Below are 21,590 nucleotides of genomic sequence, written 5' to 3'. Positions count from 1 at the left end.
GGGAAGCCGGAGAATGGAATTTCTGCACTCGATCCTGATCAAGCCCTTCGCGGATATGGCGACCGCGCCCGATTTCCTGCTGCAGGTGCTTTGGGAAGGAACCGTCTCCGGCACCCTCTATGCGCTGATCGCGCTTGGGTTCGTGCTCATCTTCAAGTCGTCGCGCATCTTCAACTTCGCGCAGGGCATCATGGTGGTGTTCGCCGCACTTACCCTTGTCGGCCTGCACGAGAACGGCGTGCCGGCCCTGCTCGCGGTGCCGATAACGCTTGCGGTCATGTATGTGCTGGCAATGAGCATCGAGCGCGTCGTGCTGCGCCCACTGGTGAACCAGCCCGACATCATTCTGTTCATGGCGACGATCGGCATCACGCTGTTCCTGATAGGCTTCGGCGAAATCATCTTCGGTGGTGAAAACAAGCGGATGATCACCGAGGAACTGATGATCCCGACCGGCAGCTTCGAGTTCGAGCCGTTCGGTGGTTTCCTGCTCATCGAGCAGAAGGATGTCACGGCGGTGGTCGGCGCGGTGATCCTCGTGCTGGCGCTGCTGATGTTCCTCAACAAGTCGAAGATGGGGCGCGCGATCCGCGCGCTCGGCGACGATCACCAGGCCGCGCTGTCGGTCGGCATCTCGCTGTCGACCATCTGGGTGCTGGTCTGGTTCATCGCAGGCGTCGTGGCGCTGGTGACCGGCATTGCGTGGGGCGCGCGCGCCGGCGTGTCCTTCGCGCTGGAGGTAATCGCCTACAAGGCGCTGCCGGTGCTGATGCTTGGCGGGCTGGAATCCGTCTCGGGTGCCATTATCGGCGGACTGCTCATCGGCATCCTCGAAAAGCTGTTCGAGATCTATTGGGGACAGCCGCTGCTGGGTGGCAACACCGAGACCTGGTTCGCGTACGTGTTCGCGCTGTTCGTGCTGCTTTTCCGGCCGCAGGGCCTGTTCGGCGAAAAGATCATCGAGCGCGTGTAAGGAAATTTCGTCATGCTTTATCGCGTCGCCGGACAATACAAGACCAGCTACAAGGCCGATTTCGCCCTCTTCCCCGTGCGGCAGGATGCGTGGCTACTCGCGTTCATTCTGGTGCTGGCATTCGTCGTCTTCCCGATGACGGCCAGCGAGTTCGTTTTCCGCACGCTGCTGATCCCGGTGCTGATCTATTCGCTGGCGGCGCTGGGGCTCAACATCCTGACGGGCTATGCAGGGCAACTCTCGCTGGGGACCGGCGCCTTCATGGGTGTCGGCGCCTATGCCTGTTACAAGCTGATGACGATCTTCCCCGGTCTCAACCTTCTTGCGGCGGTGTTGATGTCGGGGTTCGTCTCGGCGGCGATCGGCGTCGCCTTCGGCCTGCCGTCACTGCGGATCAAGGGCTTCTACCTTGCCATTGCCACGCTCGCCGCGCAGTTCTTTCTCGTCTGGTTGTTCCAGAAATGGGGTTGGCTCTACAACTATTCGGCCTCCGGAGCCATTCAGGTGCCCAATATCAGCATATTGGGCTTCACCTTCGCGGGACCGACCGCGCCGGCCATCAACCAGTATTTCTTCGTCCTGTGCACGGTGACGCTGATAACGTTCGTCGCGATCAACCTCACGCGGGGCCGCATCGGGCGGCAATGGAAGGCCGTGCGCGACATGGACATCGCGGCTGAACTGGTGGGCATCAACCTGATGAAGGCGAAGCTGCTCGCGTTCTTCGTGTCGTCCTACATCATCGGCGTGGCGGGCGCGCTGTTCGTCTTTCTCTGGCGTGGCGCGGCCGAGGCGAACCTGTTCGACATACCGCTGTCTTTCCGTGTCCTGTTCATCGCCATCATCGGCGGCCTTGGCTCTATCCTCGGCAACTATCTCGGGGCGATCCTGATCGTGGCATTGCCGGTAATCATCAGTGGCGTGCCGGCGGCTTTGGGCCTGCCGCTCACGCCGGCCACGGTCGATCACCTTAACATCATGATCATCGGCGCCCTCATCATCCTGTTCTTGATCCTGGAGCCGCACGGTCTCGCGCGGCTATGGGCGGTGGCACGGGAAAAACTCATCATATGGCCGTTCCCGCACTGAGCGGGTTCGAAGTGGAGGAAGTCCGGGCAACCGGGTTCGAAGGAGGAGAGAATGAAGAAACTGATCGCAAACGTACTGCTTTCGGCCACCATACTGGCGGGACTTTCCCTGTCGGCCGTGGCTCAGGATACGCTTAAACTGCCGAACATGTCGTACCGCACGGGACCGTTCGCGGCGACCGGCACGCCGCACCAGAACGGTCAGCTCGACTACATGACCATGCTCAACGAGCGCGATGGCGGCATCAACGGCGTCAAGATCGCGTTCGACGAGTGCGAAACCGGCTACAATACGGAAAAGGGCGTGGAGTGTTACGAACGCCTGAAATCCGAGGGTGCCCTTGTCACCCAGCCCTGGTCGACGGGTATCACGCTGCAGGTGCTGCCGCGCACGAATGTCGACAAGATCCCGATGTTCGGTCCGAGCTACGGCTTCTCTGCCATGCAGGACGGCAAGACCTTCAAATGGGCCTTCAATGCGCCGACGTCCTACTGGGACGGCGCCTCGATGATCATGACGGCGCTCGGCGATGGTGACGTCGCCAATCTGAACGGCAAGAAGATCGCGTTCCTGCACCTCGACCATCCATACGGCAAAGAGCCGATTCCTCTGTTCGAGAAGCTGGCGGCGGAACACGGCTTCACCTTCCTGCCGATTCCCGTCGGCCTGACGGAGATGCAGAACCAGTCGGCGCAGTGGCTGCAGATCCGCCGCGAACGTCCCGACTACGTCATCATGTGGGGCTGGGGCGCGATGAATGCCGGCGCCGTTACCGAGGCGGTCAAGACGCGCTATCCGATGGATCAGTTCGTCAGCGTCTGGTGGGGCGCGCACAACCCGGACCTCAAGCTCGTTGGAGCCGACGGCAAGGGCTATAGGGCGCTGAGCTGGAATTTCACCGATTCCGAGGCGCCGGTCATGCAGGACATCAAGAAGCACGTCGTGGATGCCGGAAAATCGCAGATCGACCAGGCCGGCGGCGAGTTCGACAGCATGGCCTATCAGCGCGGCGTGCTGATGTCGGTCATTCTGGCGGAAGCGGTCCGCGTGGCGCAGGACCATGCCGGCACGCCCAACATCAATCAGGAACAGCTCCGCTGGGGGCTTGAAAACCTGAACATGGACGACGCCCGCCTCGCCGAACTCGGTGTCGAGGGCATGATGGGACCGCTCAAGACCACCTGCGCCAACCATACCGGCAATGCCGGCGCATGGATGGTTCAGTGGGACGGCGAGAAGTTCGAGAAGGTTTCCGAACTGCTATCAGCCGACCGGGCGCTCATCGACCCGCTGGTCGAGGAAGAAGCGGCGAAATATGCGGCTGCCAACGCGCCATGGCCGACCAACGAAGAGTGCTCGATGTAGCATCAGCCTTCCTCTCCCCGTCCGCGGGGAGAGGGTGCCGGCAGACAGGCGAGGGGCTGCGCCGGCACCCCTTAATCAACCCCGAAGGAACCGCCCCTCGCGCGGTTTCTTCGGAATTGCCTGCCCCAGACGGGCAAGCGAACGATCCGCGCCGGAGCTTTCATGACCGCGTCTCACGCTTCTGAACCGCAACCTGCCGATACCATCCTTGCGGTCAACAACATCGAGGTGATCTACGATCACGTCATCCTGGTGCTGAAGGGTGTGTCGCTGAGCGTTCCGCGCGGCGGCATCACGGCGCTGCTCGGTGCGAACGGTGCGGGCAAGACCACCACGCTGAAAGCCATCTCCAACCTGCTGCGAGCGGAGCGTGGCGAGGTGACGAAGGGCAATATCGTCTTTGAAGGCGATCAGGTGCAGGCGTTGTCGCCCAATGAACTGGTGCGCCGGGGTTGCATTCAGGTGATGGAAGGTCGGCATTGTTTCGGTCATCTGTCTATCGAAGATAACCTTCTGACCGGCGCGTTCACGCGGCGCGACGGCAATGCCGCGATCCGCGAGGACCTCGATCTCGTCTACGAGTACTTCCCCCGGCTCAAGGTCCGGCGCCAGAGCCAGGCGGGGTACACCTCAGGCGGCGAGCAGCAGATGACGGCCATCGGACGCGCGCTCATGAGCCGCCCCAAGATGATCCTGCTCGACGAGCCCTCGATGGGGCTGGCACCGCAGCTCGTCGAGGAAATCTTCGAGATCGTGAAGAAGCTGAACGAGGAGCAGGGCGTTTCCTTCCTGCTTGCCGAGCAGAACACGAACATCGCACTTCGCTATGCGAAATACGGATACATTCTGGAGTCCGGCCGCATCGTGCTCGATGGAGAGGCTCAGGCGCTTCGCGAGAACGAGGACGTGAAGGAGTTCTATCTCGGCGTCGGCGGCGAAGGCCGGCGGTCGTTCAAGGACGTCAAGCACTACAAGCGGCGCAAGCGCTGGCTCGCCTAAGCGTTCCGTCCGCTACCAGCTATAACGATAGCGTGCGCTGACGCGCCCGGCGCGGTTCCGTGTGCCCGGATTTTCGACACTGGCGGCAAGCCGGATCGATTTGCGCAGTTCCTGTTCGAGAGCGATGCTGGTTTGCCAGCTTTCGCCGTCCGTGCGCGAAGCGCGTGCCGTAACCGCGGTCCGTGTCGCCGGCGAAGAAAGCTTGACGCTCTGACTGGTCCGCAGCCGCGTGTTGCGGTTGCTGGCGGCTTCCTTAAAAACGCTTACATTCTGCCGGAGTTCGGTATCCAGCGTGTGCAACCGGCGGGTGACGCTATTGTCCAGCGAGACGCTGCGCTTGCCCGAACGCCCGTCGATGCGGGCTTTTAGATGCGTTGCCCGTTTTACCCGCGGCTTGCTTTGTTCGGCGAGCCTAAGGTCTGCCCAAAGCGATACAGGATCGCCGAAGACTGCCGGATCAGGGCCGCGCATCCTTACATCGGCGCCGACGCTGGCCTCGGGGACATGCGGTAGGGAACTGCCCACACGCGCCGAATAGGACGTATCGGACTGCTTGGAAAATTCCCAGATCAGCGGACGATCGCCCGCGTCTGCGGTCAGTGAGAGGGAGGGCCACAGAAGGCATGCGAGGATTGCCGCCGCGAGATGGATACGGATTTTCATCGGAATAATTGGTGCTGGCGATAACGGATTGTTTCTTTCGGTTACAATCACGTAACTCCGCAGGCGCCCGCATGCCAATCACGATTGTGCGGCGCGGCAAATCTTCCATCGCCTGTTGCATTTTGCCAACGGTGGTGCCGTTCAGTCTTCGAGCAGCCGCGCGCCCGGCCCTTCGCGGCCGAGTTCGTCGTAGGGATTGCGCAACGGGCACTCGCGCACGGAAAGGCATCCGCAGCCGATGCAGCCTGTAAGGCGGTCGCGCAACTGCGTCAGTTTCAGGATGCGTTCGTTGAGTTCTTCGCGCCAGCCCTCCGACAGGCGCTTCCAGTCGTCGACCGTCGGTGTGCGCTCGTTGGGCAAAGCAGCGAGCGCCTGCTTGATCGATGCCAGCGGAATGCCGGTGCGTTGGGCGACCTTGATGACGGCCACGCGACGCAACACCTCGCGCGGGTAGCGTCGCTGGTTGCCCTGGCTCCGCCAGCTTCGAATAAGCCCCTGCCTCTCGTAGAAATGCAGCGCAGAAACAGCCACGCCGCTGCGTGCCGCAACCTCGCCGACACTCAGGTCACGCGGAAAGGGGCGGGGTTTCGGCGGGGTTTGATCTTTTTCCATATTAGCTGTTGACCTAAACTATTGTTGAGGTTGTAGCAGGGAGGCTGTTCCATTGCAAACCAAGGAGAGAGACGATGGCGACGGCAATCCAGAAATATGTCCACGAGCCCAGCCTGGAGCTTAAGGCCGCAGCGCATGCGCTGGTGAATGCGATGCAGGAGGCCTTCAACGCTAAGGACGCGACGGCGCTGGCCCGCAATCTTGCCGACGACGCGTCGTGGACGAACGCTCTCGGCGTGCGGGTGCGAGGCCGGCAGGAAATCGAAAAGCTGGCGCGCGCCATGATGACGCGCAACCGGAGCAATTTTGCGCGCTATGAGATCATTGACGTGGTGCCCGTGCGCACCGATGTCGGCGTGGTCAATCTATTACAGGTGCCGACGGATGCCAGCGGCCGCGAGCTGCCCGAGCCAGGCGCGACGCCGATCTACGTCATCGCTCGCGAAGCAGACGGTTGGAAGATCGTCGCCGGCCAGAACACGCTGATCCTCAGCCCGGAAGGAGCCTGACCGATGACGGAGAGGACAAAACTCGCGATCATCTACGGCAGCACGCGTGAGGGCAGGCTGTGCGATGCCGTGGTTGCCTGGGCCGCAAAGCAGATCGAGGCCGATGGACGCTACGATATCATCAGGATCGATCCGGCCAGGGCCGAGACATATGACGCGGTCGGCAAGCAGCTCAGCGCTGCCGATGCGTTTCTGGTGGTGACGCCGGAATACAACCATTCATTTCCGGCGCCGCTGAAGGCGCTGGTCGATTCCTACGGCGTGGAGTGGCACGCAAAGCCTGTCGCTTTCGTCTCATATGGCGGCATTTCCGGCGGTCTGCGGGCCGTGGAGCATCTGCGCGGCGTCTTTGCCGAGCTTCACACCGTGGGCATTCGCGACACAGTCAGTTTCGCGGGCGCATGGAAACGCTTTGGCCCCGACGGAATGCTGCGGGAGCCGGCGGATGCCGAGCGCTCGGTGGCAACGCTGCTTTCGCGCCTTCACTGGTGGGCGGAGGCGCTGTCCAAGGCCCGCAACGTAATGCAGTTCGGAGAAGCGACATGAACGCGCTCACCAAGATTGAGAACGTGGCGGCGGCAGCGGTTCCTGCACCTTCCGCGCCCGGCCGGGCGGCGCAGGCCACGTTGGTGCTGGTCGGTTCGCTCGTGGTGATGGCGACTGCGGTCGTCGCACCCGCACTGCCCGCAATCGAGGCGCATTTCGCCGGGCAGCCCGGCGCGGCCTATCTCGTGCGGCTGATCGTAACGTTGCCGGCTCTTGTCATCGCGATAGCCGCACCGCTCGCCGGCTACGTTCTCGACAGGCTCGAACGGTGGCCTGTCGTGTTCTGGTCGCTTGTCGCCTTCGTCGTCTTCGGTGCTGCCGGCTCGACCGCCGACAGTCTCGAGGTGTTGCTCGCGACCCGCGCCGGGCTCGGCCTATCGGTGGCGTTCCTCATGGCGGGATTTACGTCGCTGATCGGCGACATGTTCGAGCCGCAGGCGCGGGGCGCGATCATGAGCCGACAGGTCGGCGCAAACTCGGTGGTCGCACTCAGCATGATCCTCATGGCCGGGGTGTTTGCCGAGATGGACTGGCGTGGTGCGTTCCTGATCTACCTTGCTGCCGCGCCGCTGGTGCTGGCCTTCTGGCTGTTCGTTCCAAACCGTCCCCGCCTGGATACGCAGGCGGCGGGCGCCATGCCTGGCAGTGAGCCGGCCAGCATGAGCGTCGTGATGGCGGTCTACGCGCTCGCGCTGCTTTGCCCGCTCCTCTACATGATCCTGCCCACCCAGTCGCCCTTCCTGATCGCGGAAGCCTACAACGGCACACCGACGACGATCGCACTGGCCTTCGGCGCCTCGACGCTGGGCGTGCTGCCGGGATCGCTCGCGTTCGGACGCCTGCGGCAGCGGCTGTCGCCCTGGGTGCTGTTCGGCACCGGCTTCGCGATCATGGGGCTCGGTATGCTGCTGCAGGGGATTGCGCCCAACCTGGGGCTGCTCGTGGCCGCGATGGTCTTCTCCGGCGTCGGCTTCGGTCTGGTGATGCCGAACCTAAGCACGACGCTGCTGGCTGCGGCGCCGGCGCATTTGAGAGGGCGGCTATCGGGAGGCCTGGTGTCGAGCATCTTTCTCGGCCAGTTCCTGTCGCCGGTGGCAAGTCAGCCCCTCGTCGACGCCTATGGCTATCCGCCGACCTTTCTGCTGGGCGGGCTGCTGCTTTGCCTCGTTGCTGTTGTCGCTTTCGTCAGCGCGGTAGCGTGGCGGTCCACATAGGGTGCCGCGACATTCCTCCCATTGCCCTCGAGCGCTGATTTAGGTATCAGCGCTCGATAGCATTTCCGGAGGGATTCCTGCGATGGCAGACAACACACCGACCGGTCCGGTCGAAATGGGCGCCGAGATGGACTATTCCGAACACGAGAAGACCTACTCTCTGTTCCTCGGTATCACGAAATACGTGTCGCTCCTCACGGTCGCGCTTCTCATCGCGATGGCGTTCGGCTTCTTCACGAGCGCCGGCTTCTTCTCAGCAACGATCCTCTTTATCCTGATCAGCGCCGTCGGCGCATTCCTGCTGCGCTAGTCGCGCAACCGCTGTCGGGGGTTGCTTTCGGCAGTTCCGCGGGGGACTGTCGCGTGTCGGGGATGAGGTTCCAACCGAAAGGATTTGCCGGTGGGACAGACGATATTCGTGCCGAAAGAGGTTGACGCAACGGAAGCGAGGGTTGCGGCATCGCCGGATACGGTGAAACGGCTGTCCGGGCTGGGCTTTAACGTCGTCGTCGAAAAGGACGCCGGGGCAGGCTCGCGCATACCCGATGCCGATTTCGTTGCCGCCGGTGGTTCCATCGGCAAGTCTTCGGATGCGGGCAAGGCCGACGTGGTGCTCAAGGTGCGCCGACCGACAGATTCCGAGCTGAAGAGCTACAAATCGGGCGCGGTCGTGCTCGCGTCGATGGACCCCTACGGCAACGATGCGGCTGTCGCGGCGATGGCCAAAGCCGGCATCTCCGCTTTCGCCATGGAATTCATGCCCCGCATCACGCGTGCGCAATCGATGGACGTCTTGTCGTCGCAGGCGAACCTCGCCGGCTATCAGGCCGTCATCGACGCGGCTGCGGAATATGACCGCGCGCTGCCGATGATGATGACCGCTGCCGGCACGGTGCCCGCTGCCAAGATCTTCGTCATGGGCGTTGGCGTGGCTGGTTTGCAGGCGATCGCGACTGCGAGGCGGCTCGGCGGTGTGGTGACGGCGACCGACGTGCGGCCAGCCGCCAAGGAGCAGGTCGCATCGCTTGGCGCAAAATTTCTTGCCGTTGAGGACGAGGAGTTCAAGGCTGCGGAAACCGCCGGCGGCTATGCCAAGGAAATGTCGAAGGAATACCAGGCCAAGCAGGCCGCGTTGACCGCCGACCACATTTCCAAGCAGGATATCGTCATCACCACCGCGCTGATCCCCGGCCGTCCCGCGCCGAAGCTGATCTCGGCGGCGATGGTCGCCTCGATGAAGCCGGGTTCCGTGATCGTCGACCTCGCTGTCGAGCGCGGCGGCAACGTCGAGGGCTCAGTGCCGGGCAAGGTCGTCACGACCGCCAACGGCGTCAAGATCATCGGTCATCTGAACGTGCCCGGCCGTGTCGCAGCATCGTCGTCGCTGCTCTACGCCAAGAACCTCTTCGCTTTCCTCGAGACGATGATCGACAAGGAAAAGAAGGCGGTGGTCGTCAACCCGGATGACGAACTGGTCAAGGCAACGCTGCTGACGCATGGCGGCAAGGTGGTGCACGCGAACTTCGCCAAGGCGGAAGCGGCAGGGGCCGAAGCGACTGCGAAGGCAGCCGCGCCAGCGAAAAAGGCTGCAGCGCCCAAGAAGGCTGCTGCGCCCCGCAAGGCTCCAGCCCGCAAACCCGCGGCACCCAAAACCAAGGGAGGTGCGTGATGGAACAGAACGGTACTCTGGAACGCGCCATCGAGCAGCTCGAGCAGGCTGCCGCCGCTGTGCGCCTGGCCTTTCAGGACGAGAAGGCAGCGCAGGCAGCCGACGCGATCGCAGCCGGCGCCCACGCGGCAACCGGCGTCGACCCCTTCATCTTCCGCTTCGCGATCTTCGTGCTGGCGATCTTCGTCGGCTACTACGTCGTCTGGTCGGTGACGCCGGCGCTGCACACGCCGCTGATGGCCGTGACCAACGCGATCTCCTCCGTCATCATCGTGGGCGCACTGCTGGCCGTCGGCATTTCGGTGTCAGGCGCGGCGATGGGCTTCGGCTTCATCGCCGTCATCCTTGCGTCGGTGAACATCTTCGGCGGCTTCCTCGTCACCCAGCGCATGCTGGCGATGTACAAGAAAAAAGAAAGTGAGGCCTGACAGATGAGCGAAAACCTCGCCTCCTTCCTCTACCTCATCTCCGGTGTGCTGTTCATCATGGCGCTGCGCGGCCTGTCCCATCCGACGACCAGCCGCCAGGGCAATGTCTACGGCATGATCGGCATGACCATTGCCGTGCTCACGACTCTGGCGCTTGCGATTCCGTCGCCATCCGGGTTCGCGCTGATCCTCGCCGGTCTTGCAATCGGCGGCGGCGCCGGCGCGGTGATCGCACGTCGCATTCCCATGACCTCGATGCCGCAGCTCGTTGCTGCCTTTCACTCGCTGGTCGGTCTCGCGGCGGTTCTCGTCGCGGCCGCCGCCGTTTATGCGCCGGAAAGCTTCGGTATCGGCATGGTCGGAGCTATCCACACGCAGGCCATCATCGAAATGAGCCTGGGCGTTGCCATCGGTGCCGTCACCTTCACCGGCTCGGTCATCGCCTTCCTGAAGCTTGACGGCCGTATGTCGGGCAAGCCGATCCTGCTGCCCATGCGCCACGTGATCAATGCCGGCATCGGCATCGCGCTGGTGGTGCTGGTCATCATGATGGTGACCACGCAGTCGACGACGGTGTTCTGGCTGATCGTGCTTCTGTCGCTGCTGCTCGGCATACTGCTCATCATTCCGATCGGTGGCGCGGATATGCCAGTCGTCGTATCGATGCTGAATTCCTATTCGGGCTGGGCCGCCGCAGCCCTCGGCTTCACGCTCGGCAATCTCGCGCTCATCATCACCGGCGCGCTCGTCGGCTCCTCGGGCGCGATCCTCAGCTACATCATGTGCAAGGGCATGAACCGCTCGTTCATCTCCGTCATCCTCGGCGGTTTCGGCGGCGAGACGGCCGCGGCAGCCGACGACGGCATCGAACGCACGGTGAAGCAGGGTTCGGCCGATGACGCGGCCTATCTGATGATGAACGCGCAGAAGGTCATCATCGTGCCCGGCTATGGCATGGCGGTTGCGCAGGCCCAGCACGCGTTGCGCGAAATGGCCGACAAGCTCAAGGCCGCCGGCGTCGAGGTGAAATACGCGATCCATCCGGTCGCCGGCCGCATGCCCGGCCACATGAACGTGCTGCTGGCCGAAGCCAATGTGCCCTATGACGAGGTGTTCGAACTGGAGGACATCAACTCCGAGTTCGCGCAGGCCGACGTCGCCTATGTGATTGGCGCCAACGACGTGACCAACCCGTCCGCGCGCGACGACAAGTCGAGCCCGATCTACGGCATGCCGATCCTCGACGTGGACAAGGCGCGCACTTGCCTGTTCGTCAAGCGCTCGCTGGGGTCCGGCTACGCCGGCATCGACAACACGCTGTTCTATAAGGACGGCACGATGATGCTGCTGGGCGACGCCAAGAAGATGACGGAAGAGATCGTCAAGGCGATGGACCACTAAGGCCCACGCTCCTTTCCGAATATGAAAAACCCGGCGGAAGCGCCGGGTTTTTTGTCACTTCCCGAAGCCAATTTGTCGCGTCGGCTTGTCGCCAGGGCGGAACACGTCACTGAAAATGCGCAGGTAATCAGTTAGCCGGCTGGTCCGTGCGGCCATCAGCCTATCGAGTCAATTGCAGGATCGTCATCGAACTGTATCATAGCGAAAATAAACGCGTGCAATACGCAACCTGACAGGGAGAACTTTCATGGCAATGTTCCAAAGACGCACGCTACTCAAGGGCGCCGCAAGCGTGGCGGGGCTTTCGCTCGCAGCCCCCTTCGTGTCCCGCAAGGGCTTCGCGCAAGGGTCATCCGGCTCAGTCAACGTCTTTGCCTGGGCAGGCTACCTCAACGACGAGATGCTGGCCGCGTTCGAGAAGTCCACCGGCATCAAGGCCAACTACACGCCCTACGGCACCAATGACGAGCTGCTGAACCAGCTCCGCGCCAACAACGGCGCCGGCTTCGACATCATCTGGCCGACCGTTGACCGCGTGCCGAACTACGTCGAATTCGAGCTGATCCAGCCGCTCGACGAGGCGAAGATCGAAGTCGCAAAGTGCCTGCCGAGCGCCTGGGAAAATTCCGCCAAGTTCGGCGCGGTGGTCGACGGCAAGCGCTATCAGGTGCCGACTGACTGGGGCACGGAGGCGCTCGCCTTCGACAAGGAACAGGCTCCGCTGGAATACGGCACCGCATCCTACGGCGACATCTGGAAGGAAGAGATGGCAGGCAAGGCCACTGTCCGCGGCCATTCAAGCCTCGTCGGTCTCGGTCTCTGGCTCGAAGCGGAAGGCAAGCTGCCGCGCCCGCTGCTCGACGCCTTTGCCAGCCCGGAAGCTCAGGTCGAAATCTTCGACGTGATCCTCGCCGAGGCGATCGCCCGCAAGGGCAACATCGTGCAGTTCTGGTCGAACGAGAACGAGGCGCAGGGCGCGTTCCGCGTCAACGGCGCGGCGATCGGCCAGACTTGGGATTCGACCGGTGCGGCACTTGCCAAGGAAGGCCTGCCGGTCGGTTTCATCGCGCCGAAGGAAGGCGCACTGGCGTGGATGGAAGGCGTCTCGATCCCTTCAGGCGCGGAAAACATCGACCAGGCCTATGCCTTCATCAACTGGTTCCTGACGCCGGAAGCAGGCGCGATGTACTCCAATGCCACGTCGATCAACTCGACCGCAGTGGGCGCTGCCGACCTGTTGTCCGACGAAGCCAAGGCGTTCTTCGCCGCAGCCTATCCGGGCGACGCGCTCGACAAGCTGTGGTGGTGGCCGATCCAGGAGAGCTGGTACGTCACCAAGCGCAACGAATATCAGGACCGCTTCCTCTCGGCCTGATCCATTATTCGGGAGCCGCCGACTGGCGGCTCCCGATGCACCGGCGCCCGTGCGCGGCATGGCTGGAATACCGGATTGAAGAAGGGGCGGCATGTCGCATTCGGTTGAACTTCACGACATCGGCATGACCTTTGGCACGACGCGGGCCGTGGGCGGCGTCTCGTTTACGGTGGAGAGTGGCGAGTTCTTTTCCATCCTCGGGCCCTCGGGATGCGGCAAGACCACCATCCTGCGGATGATAGCCGGCTTCCTGAACCCGACCGAGGGCCGGATCGTCATCGGCGGGCGCGACATGGCGGGGCTTGGCCCGGACCAGCGGCCGACGGCGATGATCTTTCAGTCGCTGGCACTGTTTCCGCTTATGCCGGTCTGGGAAAACATCGCCTTCGGGCTGGAAGCGCGGGGGCCTCAAAGGCCGAGCGGCGCAAGCGGGCCGACGAACTGCTGACACTGATCGCGCTGGAAGGCTACGGCGACCGCATGCCGGGCGAGCTTTCCGGCGGCCAGCGCCAGCGCGTGGCGATTGCCCGCGCGCTCGCGGTCGAACCGCAGGTGCTGCTGCTCGACGAACCGCTGTCGGCGCTGGACCTGAAGTTGCGCCAGCACATGCGTGCCGAGCTGCGCGCGTTGCAGAAGCGCACCGGCGTCACCTTCATCTACATCACGCACGACCAGTCTGAGGCGCTTGCGATGTCCGATCGCATCGCGGTGATGAGTGCCGGCGTGCTGCAACAGGTGGGCGCGCCGCGCGAACTCTACGACAACCCGGCGACGCCGTTCGTGGCGGCCTTCGTCGGCGAAACCAATGCTTTTTCCGGCAAGATCGCGGCGATTGAAGCGGGTATCGCGTCCATCGAAACGAAGCTCGGCGTCATGCGCGGCCGGGCAGGGCCGGACGTAGCGCAGGGACATGCCGCTCGGCTCTACGTGCGGCCGGAGGCGCTCACGACAGGCAAGGGCGGCGACAACACGTTGAATGCCACCGTGGAGCGGATCGATTTCGAGGGCGCGTTCGCGCTCGCCCATGGCCGCCTCGACGACGGGTCGGAACTCGTCGCCTCGATCTCCAGCACAGATCTTTCGAGCGCGCCTGCCATCGGCTCTCGCGCCTCCTTCGCGTTCGACCAGCGCCATGCCGTGGTGCTTGCCGATGGGTGAGCTCTACAAGCGCTTCGGCGGCGGGCTTGCCACCACCTTCCTGGCCCTGGTGCTGTTGTGGATTGCGGGCATGGTGCTCGCGCCCAACATCATGATGGTCGACTACGCATTGCGACCGAACCTGCCGCCTTCCCAGATCGGCGGACCGAACGACGTCTATTCGCTCGACAACGTGCTTTATCTCGCCAACGAGGCAGTCCACCGCTCGATCTTCTTCAAGACGATCTGGGCGAGCGCCTTCGTGGCGTTCGCGACATTCGTGGTCTGCTATCCGCTCGCCTTCTGGCTGGCGCAGCACGCGACGCCCAGCCAGACGGCCATCGCGCTCCTTGCTCTGACGATCCCGTTCTGGATCAACGAGGTGCTGCGCACGCTCGCCTGGTACATCCTGCTCGCCTTCCGCGGGCCGCTCAATGCGCTGCTGCTCGGTGTCGGCGTCATCGACGAGCCGATGCGATATTACGGCAATGGCGGCGTGCTGGCGGGCATGATCTACGCCTATATCCTGTTCATGCTGTTTCCGATCTACAACGCGATCGAAAGCCTTGAAAAGGCGCAGATCGAGGCGGCGCGTGACCTCGGCGCATCGACCTGGCGCATTCACTGGCGCGTGGTGATGCCGCATGCAAAGGCCGGCATCGCTACCGGCTGCGTCTTCACCTTCATGCTCGCAGCCGGCTCCTATGTCGCGCCGGCGCTGCTCGGTGCGCCGGGCAGCCGCTGGTTCACCGAAATCATCTACAACTGGTTCTTCGAGGGCGGCGACTGGAACCGCGGTGCCGCCTATGCGCTGGTGCTGCTCGTGCTTTGCCTGGCGGTGGTGCTGGTGACGCTGAAGCTGGCGCGCGTGAACCTGACGGACGTCGCGAAATGAGCGCCGCTGACCGCATCTCGCGCGCCTTGTTCGGCTTCTATCTCGTCGCGTTTTTTGTCTATCTGTTCGCGCCGCTCGCGATCATGGGGGCTGCGACCTTCAATGCGAGCCGGTTTCCGACGGTCACGCCGTGGCAGGGTACAACCCTGCAATGGTTCTCCGAACTCTGGTCCGACAGCGCGATGTGGCAGTCGGTCTGGACGTCCATCGTGGTCGCGTTCTTTGTTGTGTTGATCGCGCTGCCGGTCGGTACGGCTGCGGCGCTGATGCTGACCAGCCTGCACGCGCGGGCACGCGGTTTCCTCTACGCCGTGATGGTCTCGCCACTGCTCACGCCCGGTGTCGTCATCGGCATCGCCACGCTGGTCCTGTGGCGCCAGCTTGGCGTCGGGGGCGGGTTGTTCCTCATCGTCGTCGCGCAGGCGAGCTTCATCATCTGCTACGTCATGCTGATGGTCGCCGCGCGGCTGCAACGCTTCGACCGCACGCAGGAGGAGGCGGCACTCGGCCTTGGAGCGTCGAAATTCATGGTGTTCCGGCGCATCCTGTTGCCGTTCCTCAAGCCGGCCCTGATCGCGGCAGCCTTCCTCGCCGTGCTCCAGTCGGTCGAGAACTACAACACGACGCTGTTCGTGCGCGGGTTCGACACGCCGCTGACCGTGTTCATCGCCACCAAGGTGCGGACCGGACTGACGCCAGCCGTCAACGCGCTGGCGCTTATCATGATCGCGATCACGGTTCTGGGCGCCGTCGCCTACGAGATCGCGCGGCGCAGGCAGGCGAGGGCGGGCAAAGCGGCGTAGGGTGTTCTAGCGCCGCGCTTCGATAGCCATGCTGACGGCGAGGCCGGCCAGGACGGTTCCCATGAACCAGCGCTGGAGCGCCAGCCAGAACGGGTGCCTCATCAGGAAGAGCGCGATGCCGCCTGCGGCGATGGCGATCATCGCGTTGACCACGAAGCTGATCGCGATCTGCATGAAGCCGAGGGTGAGGGCCTGCGTGAGCACGTTGCCTGCAGGATCGATGAACTGCGGCAGAAGCGACATGTAAAGCACGGCCGCCTTGGGGTTCAGGAGATTGGTAAACAGTCCCATCAGGAACAGCTTGCGCGGGCTGTCCTTCGGCAACTCGCGCACCTGAAACGGCGAGCGCCCGCCGGGCCGCACGGCCTGCCACGCAAGCCACAGCAGATAGGCCGCGCCTGCAAAGCGAAGCAAATCGTAGGCAAAGGGCACCGCCATCACCAGCGCGGTTATGCCGAAGACGGCGGCGAGCATGTAGAAGACGAAACCGAGCGCCACGCCGCCCAGCGAGATCAGGCCGGCGACGGCACCCTGGCTGATAGACCGGGATATCAGGTAGATCATGTTGGGGCCGGGCGTCAGCACCATGCCGAGCGCGATGAGGGCGAAAGCGATCAGGTTTGTCGTCTCGGGCATGGCTATTCCATCGTGGTGCGCTTGCGCTCGCCGTTCATCAGCCGTAGCGCCGCGACGGAACCCAGCACGCCGAAGGGCAGGAATGCAAGGAACAGCCATTGGGCCACGCTTGCCGCTGTTTCACCCGAAAGACCTTCGGAGAATCCAGCCGCATTGGCGACGATGCCGGCCAATGCCGCGCCGGCGGCGTAGCCGATCCTCTGCATGGTTGGCACGGCCGACGACGTGACGGTTCGTTCCTCCTCACGCGCGGAGGAAACGATGAGACGGGTGACGAACGGCCAGGCAATGCCGAAGCCACCGCCCTGCAGCACCGCGCAGGCGAGTATCAACGGTATCGAGCCACCAGGAACGGCGAAGACGAAGCCGGCCATGCCGCCGAAAATCATCAGAGCGCCGGCAAGAATGATCGCGCGCTCGTGCTGCGGCTGCGCCTTGGCGACGAGGATGGACATGACCGACCAGGCAATCGATTCCGCCGCGATGATGTATCCGGTGGTCAGGATCGATATACCATGCAGGCTGGTGAGTATCAGCGGGCCGTAAATCGAGAAGCTTATGGTGCCGGCCGACAATGCCGCCATCATGACGATGCCGTTGCCGACCTGCGTGCGCATGTCGAGCGGCCGCGTCGGGAACAGCCGCGAACGTGGTTTCCTGGCGTCGAGCAGGAAGAACGCGGCAAGGCCGACAGCGCCGACCGCAAGCAGTATGACGGCGCTGGCGAGGTCGTTGCGGACGCCCGCGAGGGCGATCGCCATGATCGCTGCCGCCATCACCAGGAGCGGCAACCAGGGGAAGGGCGGCACGCCTTCGGGGCTGGTCTTGCGCTGTGTGGCCTGCGGCCCGCGCAGCACTCCGAGGCTGACCAGCGCCATGCCGGCTCCGGCGATGGCAAACGCGCCGAACGCCCAGCGCCACGAGGCGGTTTCTGCAAAAAGCGCGCCGACCAAGGGGCCGCCGAAGGCCGACACGCCCCAGACAACCGAGATGATGGCGAAGAGCTGCGGCCAGATCAGGCGCGGGAACACCCTCTCGATCGACACATAGGACAGCGATACGAGCGCGCCGCCGCCAAAGCCTTCGAGCAACCGGCCGGCGAGAAACCAGTGCATGTCGGGCGCGGTGGCGCAGAGCGCGGCGCCGGCTGCATAAAGCAGGGCGGCGACGACCATGTTGGTGCGCAGCGCCATGTAGCTGACCAGCCGCCCGGCGGCGGCCCCTGCGGTGATGGAGCCAATCTCGTAGATGGAGAGAGACCAGCCGACGAGTTCGACACCGGATATGTCGGAGATCATGCTCGGCATGATGGTGGCGATCATCGTCTCGTTGGAGGCATGCAGGACGATGCCGAGCGAGATGAAGCAGAAGCGGCCAAGGTCACCGCTCGCCCACAGGTCACGCCAGTCAGGACGCAGCTCTTGCGTATGGCTCATGCCGCGAACTCCTTGACCGGTACGATACGGTAGGTGCACCGGCGACTGCCGGAAAGCAGGTGTTCGCCGCGCTCGATCACCACGTCGGGACCCAGGGCTGCCGCGAAGACATCGAGTTCGGACCGGCAGAAGTTCTGGCAGGTTCGCGCTGCCGCGCAGATCGGGCAGTGATTTTCCACGAGCAGCAGCGCGCCATCGTCGAGCTTGATGGTTTCGGCCATGTAGCCTTCCTCGCTGCGAAGCCGGGTGAGGCACTCGACCCGCGCGGCGAACTCATCAATCCCGGCAAGCGCGGTGCGGTAGCGGGCCAGTGTCTGGCGCTCACGTTCACCGATCAGGCGGTCGAGACCGTCGTTACCGAAGACAGCGCGGATCGAGGCGATCATTTCCACGGTCAGCGCTGCGTGAGCGTCTGGAAAGCGGGCCTGCGCCTTCTCGGTCAGTTGCCAGTAACGTCGTGGGCGGCCGACCGACCCCGCCTCGTCGAAATGCTGCACGAGACCCTCATCAAGCAAAGCGCCGAGATGTTTGCGGGTGCCCGGAACGGTTATGCCGAGATGGCGCGCGAGCGTTTCCGCGGTCTGCGGTCCCCGGAACTTGAGGAAGCGCAGGATCCGATCCGCGCTGGTAGCTGGCGTCTGCATGCTGACCTCAATATAAAAACCAAAAGGTTTCTATATTGATTGTGCCGGCCAGCCTAGAAACAAGCCTTGGGCCAAAACCGGGAGCTTCAGCTTCCGATCGCTCGGGCGATACGCTTCTCGAAACGGGCAATCCTGTCGTCCGTCGCTGTCTCGGCCTGATAGAAAGGCAGATAGGTGAAGCGTGCATTGGGTGCGCAGCCGCCGAAGACGGCAGTCTTGAGGACACGGCGCACCGGTCGCCGCAACACCAACCGGTCGACCCACCATGGCGAGCCGAGCGTGGTGATGGCGATCACCTGTTTGAGGCCGGGAAGCTTCGGCACGATCGGCCCGAAATCGCGACCATGGTCAAAGGCGATACCTGGCGCCATGACACGGTCGAGCCAGCCCTTCATGATCGCCGGTGGTCCGAACCACCAGGTCGGAAAGGCGAGCACCAGCATTTCGGCTGCGCCGAGTGCCGCGATATGGCGCTCCATGCCTGACCGATCATACCGGTCGGCATAATATGAGGCACGCTCGGCGGCCGTCAGGCGCGGATCGAAATCCTCGGCGTAAAGGTCGACAAGCGAGACCTCGTGCCCGGCTGCTTCCAGCCTGTTCGACGCGAAATCGGAGAACCGGCGGGTGAGATTTTCCTCAAGCGGATGAGCGCGGACGATCAGGCAGTTCATTGGCAAGCCTCGTTGACGAAGCGCACCATGCGCCAGCGATCCAGACGCGGTCTACCTTGCGGCCGACAATTCGCATCCTCGCCCGCGTACGTGGCTTGTTGCGAAGAAGTCGCTCAGGCGCCCTTGGTGCGGGCGAGGCCGTCCTTGGCCGCCTTGAGATTGGGATCCAGCCGCGCTGCCTCGCCATAGGATCGCGCGGCCCGCGTGTTGTCGCCCCGCCGTTCGAGGATCAGTCCCTGATAGGCCCAGGCCTCGGCGTTGGTCTTGTCGAGACGGATCGCCGTGTTGAAATCCGCGAGCGCGTTGTCTTCGTCGTTGCGAGCCAGATAGGACAGGCCACGGCCGTTGTAAGGTTCGGCGGCGTTGGGCGCCAGCGAGATGGCCTTGGCGAAATCCTCGATCGCGAAGTCGTGCTGGCCGCGCGCCTGATAGAGAAGCCCGCGATTGTGGTAGGCGCGCGGGTCGGTGGTGTCGAGCTGAATGGCGCGCTCGAAGTCCTGGAAGGCCTCGTTGCCGCGCCCGGCAAGGCGGTAGAGGTTGCCGCGGCCGATATAGGCAGCATCGTAGTTTGGGTTGATCTGCAGTGCCCGGTTGTAGTCCTGCAGCGCAGCCTGCTGGTCGCCCATATATCGATAGATCAGTGCGCGATTGGAATAGGCCTGGTAGAAGTTGGGATTGAGACGGACCGCTGTCTCGAAATCCTTCAGCGCGTCCTGATAACGTCCGCCGCGCCCGTAGGCCGAGCCGCGCACATTGTAGCCTTCCGGATCGTTCGGGCTGCGCTGGATGACGGCGGAGAGGGAAGAGATATTCTCCGTAGACGCCTGGGCTGCTTCGGCCTCGGAGACCTCTACGAGCGGGCCTGTCGAGGTCTGGCATCCGGCAAGGGACAGTGCGGCGGCCATAACCAGAGCGGCGACCGTCAGCTTGACCTCGGGACCGCGAAAGGTTGCAGCTTCTGTCATCTTGGGCTCCCCCTGCTTCATCGCCCCACCGGAACGTGCCGGGGACGAAGACGTTCCGCGCAATGGCTGCGGGCTGGAATCAAAAAGGTGGCGACGATTCTCATCGCGCCACCTTAGTCGGTATCGCCGGAAAAGGACGAAAACTTGGCGTGATCAGCGTGCAGGAGCCGAACGGCCGCCAGCAACGAGACCTTCACGCTGTGCGCGCTTGCGAGCCAGCTTGCGGGCGCGGCGAACGGCTTCGGCCTTTTCGCGGGCGCGCTTCTCGGACGGCTTCTCGTAATGTCCGCGCATCTTCATTTCGCGGAAGATACCTTCGCGCTGCATCTTCTTCTTGAGAGCGCGGAGCGCCTGGTCAACATTGTTGTCGCGGACGAGTACCTGCACGTGCGTTCCTGTCTTCCGGTTGATGTGCGTTGTCAAAAAATTCCGGACGCAATACCCATGCGCCCCCGCGGCGGATACACCACGAATTGCGGCGGCTCTTAGCAGAACGCAAAAGGCTTGTCGAGCGGAAAGCGATGCCCGGCGCGGTTCTCTGTCTTCACCGGGCCGGACACCACTTTTCAATCACACCCGGTTGATCGAAACGCCGCCGTCCGCAAGAAGCGCCGTTCCGGTGGTGAAGCTGGATTCGTCGGCTGCCAGATAGAGCGCGGTCGCCGCGATCTCCTCCGGCCCGGCAACGCGTTTCAGGGCGTGAAGGCCTTCAACGAAGGAACGTTCTTCCGGCGTCTTGAATGTGGCGGCAGGCGTATCGGTGCCGCCGGGAAGGAGTGCGTTGATCCTGATGCCCCTCGGTCCGTATTCGGCGGCCAGAACCTGCGTCAGACCGATCACGCCAGCCTTTGCCGATGCATAGGCGGCCATGCCGGGCATGCCCACCGTGTAACCGACGAAGGTGGAGGTGAAGATGATCGAGCCGGCGCCATCCTCCAGCATCGCCGGAATCTGGTGCTTTGCACCGAGAAACGCCCCGGTCAGGTTCGTCTCGATGGTTCGGTTCCAGCCGTCTAGTGAAACCGTGTGCGATTCACCCATTTCGCCTGTAGCGCCGGCATTGTTGAAAGCGATGTCGAGGCTGCCGAAACGCGACATGGCCAGATCAACCAATGCGGCGGCATAGGCTTCGTCTGCGACATCGCCGGCAAGGATCGCTGCTTCGCCGCCATCCGCCCCGATTTCCGATTGTACGCGCTCCAGCTCGTGCTCGCGCCGTGCCGCCAGCACAAGCCTGGCACCCTGGCGCGCGAAGAGCAGCGCGGTCGCCCGGCCGATACCCGAACTTGCGCCGGTGACGATCGCCACCTTTCGGTTCAGTGAAAACATGATTCCTGTCCTTGTTGTTGCAGTTATGCCCGGCCGGACGGTGGGGTGATCGCATCTGCGGGTGTGGGCCAGCCACCCGAAATCGGACAGGGGTTGCGATGGGTCGTCACGGTCGACGCATTACGGCACGCACCGTCGCAAACAGCGCAAGAGTGGCCGTGTCATTTCGCTAGTGATACACGGTCCGAGGCTGGTGACAGCCAGAGCGCCTTCGAACTGCGAGCCGAC

Annotated in this window: 23 protein-coding genes and 1 pseudogene; 15 read left to right on the top strand and 9 right to left on the bottom strand. The window is 63.4% G+C overall.

Translation table 11 applies throughout. The annotated features are described in order from the left end of the window. Positions 1 to 13: 13 nt before the first annotated feature. From HK436_RS22510 to HK436_RS22495, 4 genes are all read left to right on the top strand, one after another. On the top strand, positions 14 to 973 hold the full coding sequence (locus HK436_RS22510; protein WP_173193348.1) for a branched-chain amino acid ABC transporter permease: 960 nt from the start codon (positions 14 to 16) through the stop codon (positions 971 to 973). A gap of 12 nt (positions 974 to 985) precedes the next feature. Continuing rightward, positions 986 to 2,062 carry a branched-chain amino acid ABC transporter permease gene (locus tag HK436_RS22505; RefSeq protein ID WP_173193346.1) on the top strand — a complete coding sequence of 359 codons (1,077 nt, stop codon included), beginning with the start codon at positions 986 to 988 and terminating at the stop codon, positions 2,060 to 2,062. Positions 2,063 to 2,113: 51 nt separating this feature from the next. Then, complete coding sequence (locus HK436_RS22500; RefSeq protein WP_173193344.1) at positions 2,114 to 3,427, top strand: ABC transporter substrate-binding protein; 1,314 nt, start codon at positions 2,114 to 2,116, stop codon at positions 3,425 to 3,427. A gap of 162 nt (positions 3,428 to 3,589) precedes the next feature. Beyond that, positions 3,590 to 4,426, top strand: a complete 837-nt coding sequence (locus HK436_RS22495) for an ABC transporter ATP-binding protein (RefSeq protein ID WP_173193342.1) — start codon at positions 3,590 to 3,592, stop codon at positions 4,424 to 4,426. A 12-nt stretch (positions 4,427 to 4,438) separates the two neighbouring features. On the opposite strand, the gene HK436_RS22490 is transcribed toward HK436_RS22495, so the two are convergent. Together HK436_RS22490 and soxR are read right to left on the bottom strand one after the other, a co-directional pair. After that, entirely contained in the window at positions 4,439 to 5,140 is a 702-nt protein-coding gene (locus HK436_RS22490) for a hypothetical protein (RefSeq protein ID WP_173193340.1), read from the bottom strand. 90 nt (positions 5,141 to 5,230) lie between these two features. Next, positions 5,231 to 5,701, bottom strand: coding sequence for a redox-sensitive transcriptional activator SoxR (gene soxR, locus HK436_RS22485; protein WP_173193338.1), 471 nt, complete (start codon positions 5,699 to 5,701; stop codon positions 5,231 to 5,233). A 74-nt stretch (positions 5,702 to 5,775) separates the two neighbouring features. On the opposite strand from soxR, the gene HK436_RS22480 reads away from it, so the two are divergent. The 11 genes and pseudogenes from HK436_RS22480 to HK436_RS22430 all read left to right on the top strand — a co-directional run bounded on the left by HK436_RS22480 (position 5,776) and on the right by HK436_RS22430 (position 15,678). Continuing rightward, the gene (locus HK436_RS22480) at positions 5,776 to 6,210 is read left to right on the top strand and encodes a YybH family protein (protein ID WP_173193336.1); all 435 of its coding nucleotides are present in this window, start codon (positions 5,776 to 5,778) and stop codon (positions 6,208 to 6,210) included. 3 nt (positions 6,211 to 6,213) lie between these two features. Then, positions 6,214 to 6,756, top strand: coding sequence for an NADPH-dependent FMN reductase (locus HK436_RS22475; RefSeq protein ID WP_173193335.1), 543 nt, complete (start codon positions 6,214 to 6,216; stop codon positions 6,754 to 6,756). Then, complete coding sequence (locus tag HK436_RS22470) at positions 6,753 to 7,970, top strand: MFS transporter (protein WP_173193333.1); 1,218 nt, start codon at positions 6,753 to 6,755, stop codon at positions 7,968 to 7,970. Before HK436_RS22475 ends, HK436_RS22470 begins: the two co-directional genes overlap by 4 nt. Before the next feature lie 82 nt (positions 7,971 to 8,052). After that, entirely contained in the window at positions 8,053 to 8,280 is a 228-nt protein-coding gene (locus HK436_RS22465) for an aa3-type cytochrome c oxidase subunit IV (RefSeq protein ID WP_173193331.1), read from the top strand. Between the two features lie 90 nt (positions 8,281 to 8,370). Further along, positions 8,371 to 9,639: a Re/Si-specific NAD(P)(+) transhydrogenase subunit alpha gene (locus tag HK436_RS22460; RefSeq protein ID WP_173193329.1), complete on the top strand. Its 1,269-nt coding sequence runs from the start codon at positions 8,371 to 8,373 to the stop codon at positions 9,637 to 9,639. Further along, positions 9,639 to 10,067 (top strand): NAD(P) transhydrogenase subunit alpha part 2, encoded by a 429-nt coding sequence (locus HK436_RS22455; RefSeq protein ID WP_173193327.1) that lies wholly within the window; start codon positions 9,639 to 9,641, stop codon positions 10,065 to 10,067. The genes HK436_RS22460 and HK436_RS22455 overlap by 1 nt, the downstream gene beginning before the upstream one ends. A 3-nt stretch (positions 10,068 to 10,070) precedes the next feature. After that, on the top strand, positions 10,071 to 11,468 hold the full coding sequence (locus HK436_RS22450; protein ID WP_173193325.1) for an NAD(P)(+) transhydrogenase (Re/Si-specific) subunit beta: 1,398 nt from the start codon (positions 10,071 to 10,073) through the stop codon (positions 11,466 to 11,468). A 247-nt stretch (positions 11,469 to 11,715) separates the two neighbouring features. Beyond that, a complete protein-coding gene (locus tag HK436_RS22445) occupies positions 11,716 to 12,843 on the top strand; it encodes an extracellular solute-binding protein (protein WP_173193323.1) in 1,128 nt (375 codons plus the stop codon). Between the two features lie 91 nt (positions 12,844 to 12,934). Further along, positions 12,935 to 14,001, top strand: a pseudogene (locus HK436_RS22440) (ABC transporter ATP-binding protein). Continuing rightward, positions 13,994 to 14,875, top strand: a complete 882-nt coding sequence (locus tag HK436_RS22435; protein WP_173193321.1) for an ABC transporter permease — start codon at positions 13,994 to 13,996, stop codon at positions 14,873 to 14,875. The pseudogene HK436_RS22440 and the gene HK436_RS22435 overlap by 8 nt, the downstream one beginning before the upstream one ends. After that, positions 14,872 to 15,678 (top strand): ABC transporter permease, encoded by an 807-nt coding sequence (locus tag HK436_RS22430; RefSeq protein WP_173193319.1) that lies wholly within the window; start codon positions 14,872 to 14,874, stop codon positions 15,676 to 15,678. The genes HK436_RS22435 and HK436_RS22430 overlap by 4 nt, the downstream gene beginning before the upstream one ends. A gap of 6 nt (positions 15,679 to 15,684) precedes the next feature. Here HK436_RS22430 and HK436_RS22425 read toward each other — a convergent pair whose 3' ends face one another. The 7 genes from HK436_RS22425 to HK436_RS22395 all read right to left on the bottom strand — a co-directional run bounded on the left by HK436_RS22425 (position 15,685) and on the right by HK436_RS22395 (position 21,362). Next, on the bottom strand, positions 15,685 to 16,314 hold the full coding sequence (locus HK436_RS22425; RefSeq protein ID WP_173193317.1) for a LysE family translocator: 630 nt from the start codon (positions 16,312 to 16,314) through the stop codon (positions 15,685 to 15,687). 2 nt (positions 16,315 to 16,316) lie between these two features. After that, on the bottom strand, positions 16,317 to 17,750 hold the full coding sequence (locus tag HK436_RS22420; RefSeq protein WP_173193315.1) for an MFS transporter: 1,434 nt from the start codon (positions 17,748 to 17,750) through the stop codon (positions 16,317 to 16,319). Continuing rightward, complete coding sequence (locus tag HK436_RS22415) at positions 17,747 to 18,394, bottom strand: helix-turn-helix transcriptional regulator (protein ID WP_173193313.1); 648 nt, start codon at positions 18,392 to 18,394, stop codon at positions 17,747 to 17,749. Before HK436_RS22415 ends, HK436_RS22420 begins: the two co-directional genes overlap by 4 nt. Before the next feature lie 86 nt (positions 18,395 to 18,480). Next, the gene (locus tag HK436_RS22410; RefSeq protein WP_173193311.1) at positions 18,481 to 19,068 is read right to left on the bottom strand and encodes an NAD(P)H-dependent oxidoreductase; all 588 of its coding nucleotides are present in this window, start codon (positions 19,066 to 19,068) and stop codon (positions 18,481 to 18,483) included. Positions 19,069 to 19,181: 113 nt separating this feature from the next. Further along, complete coding sequence (locus tag HK436_RS22405; RefSeq protein WP_376769189.1) at positions 19,182 to 20,054, bottom strand: tetratricopeptide repeat protein; 873 nt, start codon at positions 20,052 to 20,054, stop codon at positions 19,182 to 19,184. Between the two features lie 132 nt (positions 20,055 to 20,186). After that, entirely contained in the window at positions 20,187 to 20,420 is a 234-nt protein-coding gene (gene rpsU, locus HK436_RS22400) for a 30S ribosomal protein S21 (RefSeq protein WP_173193307.1), read from the bottom strand. A gap of 183 nt (positions 20,421 to 20,603) precedes the next feature. Further along, positions 20,604 to 21,362 carry an SDR family oxidoreductase gene (locus HK436_RS22395; RefSeq protein WP_173193305.1) on the bottom strand — a complete coding sequence of 253 codons (759 nt, stop codon included), beginning with the start codon at positions 21,360 to 21,362 and terminating at the stop codon, positions 20,604 to 20,606. Positions 21,363 to 21,590: the final 228 nt, after the last annotated feature.

Source organism: Neoaquamicrobium sediminum, from assembly GCF_013240295.1.
Taxonomy (GTDB): domain Bacteria; phylum Pseudomonadota; class Alphaproteobacteria; order Rhizobiales; family Rhizobiaceae; genus Aerobium; species Aerobium sediminum.
The sequence above is the reverse complement of the archived record's forward strand: the minus strand, read 5'-3'. Positions and strand labels throughout refer to the sequence as shown.

Excerpts from the sequence above, each read along its gene's own strand:
- HK436_RS22510 (WP_173193348.1), top strand. The coding sequence starts at position 14 with ATGGAATTTCTGCACTCGATCCTGATCAAGCCCTTCGCGGATATGGCG.
- HK436_RS22505 (WP_173193346.1), top strand. The coding sequence starts at position 986 with ATGCTTTATCGCGTCGCCGGACAATACAAGACCAGCTACAAGGCCGAT.
- HK436_RS22500 (WP_173193344.1), top strand. The coding sequence starts at position 2,114 with ATGAAGAAACTGATCGCAAACGTACTGCTTTCGGCCACCATACTGGCG.
- HK436_RS22495 (WP_173193342.1), top strand. The coding sequence starts at position 3,590 with ATGACCGCGTCTCACGCTTCTGAACCGCAACCTGCCGATACCATCCTT.
- soxR (WP_173193338.1), bottom strand. The coding sequence starts at position 5,701 with ATGGAAAAAGATCAAACCCCGCCGAAACCCCGCCCCTTTCCGCGTGAC.
- HK436_RS22480 (WP_173193336.1), top strand. The coding sequence starts at position 5,776 with ATGGCGACGGCAATCCAGAAATATGTCCACGAGCCCAGCCTGGAGCTT.
- HK436_RS22475 (WP_173193335.1), top strand. The coding sequence starts at position 6,214 with ATGACGGAGAGGACAAAACTCGCGATCATCTACGGCAGCACGCGTGAG.
- HK436_RS22470 (WP_173193333.1), top strand. The coding sequence starts at position 6,753 with ATGAACGCGCTCACCAAGATTGAGAACGTGGCGGCGGCAGCGGTTCCT.
- HK436_RS22465 (WP_173193331.1), top strand. The coding sequence starts at position 8,053 with ATGGCAGACAACACACCGACCGGTCCGGTCGAAATGGGCGCCGAGATG.
- HK436_RS22455 (WP_173193327.1), top strand. The coding sequence starts at position 9,639 with ATGGAACAGAACGGTACTCTGGAACGCGCCATCGAGCAGCTCGAGCAG.
- HK436_RS22450 (WP_173193325.1), top strand. The coding sequence starts at position 10,071 with ATGAGCGAAAACCTCGCCTCCTTCCTCTACCTCATCTCCGGTGTGCTG.
- HK436_RS22445 (WP_173193323.1), top strand. The coding sequence starts at position 11,716 with ATGGCAATGTTCCAAAGACGCACGCTACTCAAGGGCGCCGCAAGCGTG.
- HK436_RS22435 (WP_173193321.1), top strand. The coding sequence starts at position 13,994 with ATGGGTGAGCTCTACAAGCGCTTCGGCGGCGGGCTTGCCACCACCTTC.
- HK436_RS22430 (WP_173193319.1), top strand. The coding sequence starts at position 14,872 with ATGAGCGCCGCTGACCGCATCTCGCGCGCCTTGTTCGGCTTCTATCTC.
- HK436_RS22425 (WP_173193317.1), bottom strand. The coding sequence starts at position 16,314 with ATGCCCGAGACGACAAACCTGATCGCTTTCGCCCTCATCGCGCTCGGC.
- HK436_RS22420 (WP_173193315.1), bottom strand. The coding sequence starts at position 17,750 with ATGAGCCATACGCAAGAGCTGCGTCCTGACTGGCGTGACCTGTGGGCG.
- HK436_RS22415 (WP_173193313.1), bottom strand. The coding sequence starts at position 18,394 with ATGCAGACGCCAGCTACCAGCGCGGATCGGATCCTGCGCTTCCTCAAG.
- HK436_RS22410 (WP_173193311.1), bottom strand. The coding sequence starts at position 19,068 with ATGAACTGCCTGATCGTCCGCGCTCATCCGCTTGAGGAAAATCTCACC.
- HK436_RS22405 (WP_376769189.1), bottom strand. The coding sequence starts at position 20,054 with ATGAAGCAGGGGGAGCCCAAGATGACAGAAGCTGCAACCTTTCGCGGT.
- HK436_RS22395 (WP_173193305.1), bottom strand. The coding sequence starts at position 21,362 with ATGTTTTCACTGAACCGAAAGGTGGCGATCGTCACCGGCGCAAGTTCG.